This is a genomic window from Kosakonia oryziphila, from assembly GCF_900094795.1.
GTDB lineage: Bacteria > Pseudomonadota > Gammaproteobacteria > Enterobacterales > Enterobacteriaceae > Kosakonia > Kosakonia oryziphila.
In genome coordinates this window covers 1-3,414 of the sequence record NZ_FMBC01000102.1, presented here as the reverse complement: position 1 = coordinate 3,414, position 3,414 = coordinate 1, and the positions used below count along the sequence as shown (strand labels likewise).

Annotated in this window: 2 protein-coding genes and 2 pseudogenes; 3 read left to right on the top strand and 1 reads right to left on the bottom strand. The window is 52.8% G+C overall.

Annotated features, from left to right (window positions below; translation table 11 throughout):
* Positions 1 to 526: 526 nt before the first annotated feature.
* Positions 527 to 1,945: pseudogene (istA, locus tag GA0061070_RS24130) on the bottom strand (IS21 family transposase).
* A 376-nt stretch (positions 1,946 to 2,321) separates the two neighbouring features.
* On the opposite strand from istA, the pseudogene GA0061070_RS25745 reads away from it, so the two are divergent.
* The 3 genes and pseudogenes from GA0061070_RS25745 to GA0061070_RS24115 all read left to right on the top strand — a co-directional run.
* A pseudogene (locus GA0061070_RS25745) lies at positions 2,322 to 2,454 on the top strand (peptidase); the annotation flags it as partial.
* A gap of 252 nt (positions 2,455 to 2,706) precedes the next feature.
* On the top strand, positions 2,707 to 3,030 hold the full coding sequence (locus GA0061070_RS24120) for a damage-inducible protein J (RefSeq protein WP_244153201.1): 324 nt from the start codon (positions 2,707 to 2,709) through the stop codon (positions 3,028 to 3,030).
* Positions 3,027 to 3,332, top strand: a complete 306-nt coding sequence (locus GA0061070_RS24115) for a type II toxin-antitoxin system RelE/ParE family toxin (RefSeq protein ID WP_090139048.1) — start codon at positions 3,027 to 3,029, stop codon at positions 3,330 to 3,332. The genes GA0061070_RS24120 and GA0061070_RS24115 overlap by 4 nt, the downstream gene beginning before the upstream one ends.
* Positions 3,333 to 3,414: the final 82 nt, after the last annotated feature.

Sequence of the window (3,414 nt, the reverse complement as noted above, 5' to 3'; positions counted from 1 at the left end):
TATTACCTCTCCGGACCTGTGTACCGGGAATCGCTGGATGAGACCGTGCGTCAGTTGCAGACACGCCACAACAATATCACCCGGACGGGGGACGCTGGCACCTGTAAATAATCAGCGCGGGTCTGGGGAGCCTGATGTTACCGGGTTTTTAAACGCCTCCATTCTCATGAGTGGGTGGCAAAGGTTACCGGCGGTCTGATGAAAGCTGCAGGTAAGGAGGTTTCATCTGATACGGGTATTTTTGTTGTTGCTGCTGACAGGGGTACTGGCTGTGATGATCTATGCGCCGGTTGCTGCGGGTTTACTTCGCCGGAGTGTCCGGAACATCAGTCAGTGGATGTCCGGCCTCAGTTATCCGTTATCGTAAACCGGTGTAAGCCGGATGTCTTTCCGGTCATCAGTGTCTCTTTGCGGGAGCACTGATGATCGTCATGGGCGTCTTGCGTATTACCATGAAGGAGATCGGTGAGTAACATTGATGGAGATCGGCTTGTGTCACTTTCACAGAACCATTTCTAAATTAACTTCACTGATCTCCTTCGGTCAACGTGGTTTGCATTTTTCGCATGGATTCTCCTTTCAGTTCTATCTTGACGCTACCATGAACCAGTCGATCCAGGATGGCATCGGCATGTGTTGAGTCCCCGATCATCTTGTACCAGCTGTCCACCGGCAACTGGCTTACGACGATGATTGAACCGCGCTGGTACATCAGATCAACTATTTCCAGTAGATCGCTGCGTTGTTCTGACGACATATGCTCTTCACGGGTACTGTAGCCGTAGTTACGGTTGCGGGGATGTGCAGCCACTTCCTGCCCCTGATTGAACAGTCTGACCAGTTCGCCCGAGATCCAGGCTTCCAGCTGTAAGCCCAGCAACGAACAGGGTACCGAGTAATAATGTTTGTCGATCTCCACGTGGTAATCAGCATGGACCCTGACTTTTTTCACCAGGGTATAGCTGTAACTCGCCTCAGGGAGGGATTTCAGCTCCGGTTTATCAAGCTGGGCGAAGAGATCGGCCCGCGAACAACCCAGCTTCTGCATGACCTTGTTATTCAGCCTTTCCAGTAACTCCCGGATACGCTGGTTAAGTGACGCCAGGCTGTAGAAGGTTTCATGCCTGATACGGGCCATGATCCAGCGTTCAACAACCTGAACGCCCACTTCTGCTTTGGCTTTATCTTTTGGTTTACGGGGCCGCGTGGGTATGACGGCAACATTGTAGTGCTCAAGCATCTGCTGGTAAGTTGGATTAACGTCTGGATCATACTTACATGCCCGTGACGTGGCACTTTTCAGATTGTCCGGAACAACAAGCTCAGGAACGCCACCCAGTCACTGGAAGCAGCGAACATGGCTCATCACCCAGTCTTCAAGCTGCTGGGACCAGGTGGCCTCTGCCCATGTGTAACTTGACGCCCCGAGAACAGCTACGATGATCTGCGCGGTTCTTATTTCCCCGGTATCAGGGTTGGTAATGTCAACGGTTGGCCCACAGTAATCAACGAAGAGCTTTTCACCCGCTTTATGGACCTGGCGCATCGAAGGCGAGGTGGTTTTCAGCCATTCGCGGTACATCCGGCAGTAATGGTTATAACTGTAAAAACCGCCAGGATTGCGCTCTGCGTATTCTTCCCAGAGCAGTTGCAGCGTCACGCATTTATTACGCAGCTCTTTGTGTGTCGTAGCCCAGTCTGGCAGGGAGTACTTCTTCATCTTCACCTGCGTTTGAAGGAACGCATGCTTTAATGCTGCATCATGCCATTCTGCGGGCAACGGCCACTGCTTTATACCAAGCTGAGCCGCCCGATTGGCATACCTGGATACAACGGAGGGGGAGATCGCGAGACTACGGACAATCTGACGATGACTGAGTCCGGCACCATATTTAAGTCTAAGTATTTCTTTAAGTTTTCTCATGGAGATTGGCGCTGTCGGCATAGGTATCCTTCACCGGAATGGCAAAAGATACAGATCAACACACCTGTGAAGCTCCAGTAACATTGATGGAGATCACCGAATAACAAAGTGAGTCAAAAGTGATCTCCATCGATGTTATTCAGCGATCCACTCAAATGTTATTACCCGATCTCGATGGATGTTATTGGGTGATCTCCATTCATGAAAATACGCAACGCTCGCCTGCCAACGCGGTTCAACCGTTGACGTCGACAAATCCTTCTCTGAGGTACTTGATAAACTGAATCCTGGTGGTTTTCTGGATCTTCGGGCGTGTTATGATCGCGTCGTCTTCTCCGGAAATCTGATGTATGTCGATACCACTGGCAGTCATGCCAGTGGCCTGCGTATTTTCATGAACGGAGATCTGCTGGTCGTCGACAGTGCCATGAAACCGGTGAACGGCGACATAGTGGCGGCAGGCATGGGCGCGGAATTCACCGTGATGCGGTTGATTATACATCCCAGGCTCTGCCTGCAGCCCATGGATCCTGCCTTTCCGCCCCGCTGTCGGCGTTTCAGATCCCGGGATTTGGCGTCACTATCCCCCTCCCCGGATCACATACAGATGGCAAGATGGATAGCACACAGTTTACAGGCGATACCGGGGCCCCGTAGCGTGGAGAGTACGCCGATATATACCCGGGTGTCGGTGCGGGCGTTGCAGGCTGCTCATGCCATGACCCACCCGGCAGAGCGTGAAGTACAAATCCGGGATGACAATACAAAGGATGAACATCATAATGACAACACAAATGACACCACGTGAGGTTATGATGATGAGCAGTACTATTCACTTCCGTATCGACGAAGAAACCAAACGGCTGGCAATGCAGGCTGCAGAGCGCCGGCAGGTGAGCCTGACGGCGCTGATGCGCCAGCGTGCCGAAGAGCTGGCTGCCGAAGAGCGCCGGCACCAGAACAGCGAGCATGAAGGCTGGCTGGAAGTGCAGATAGCACAGGCGTTCAGCCGTTATGAAGCTGGCGAAGGTGAGTACATCAGCAACGACGAAATGGAAAACCGGATGAAGGCGCTGAAACAACGGGCCACGCGGGGTACACTGTGACGGTCAGTGTTGAATGGGAAAAACGCGCACAGCATGACAGGGAGAACATCTTCCTGTACCTGAACAGGGAAGCCGTCGCACTGGTCGCCATCGCAGCCGATGAACGGCTGGCAGGCATGGCGGCTATCCTTGCAGAAAACCCGCTTGCCGGGGTGACAGCCGGGCATTCAGAGCGCCAGCGTAAGCTTGTGGTACCTCACTTCCCGTTCATCATCATCTGTGCTACCGAAAATAAGAACGTGCGCGTCCTGCGCGTGCTTCACATCTCCCGCAAGATAGCAGGCCGCTACAGCCAGATCTGAGCCTGAACAGCTTGCTCACAATCCTGAATGCGATGCTCAGAAAGAACGAAGAATGGGACGAGCCGTATCACGTCGCTCTATA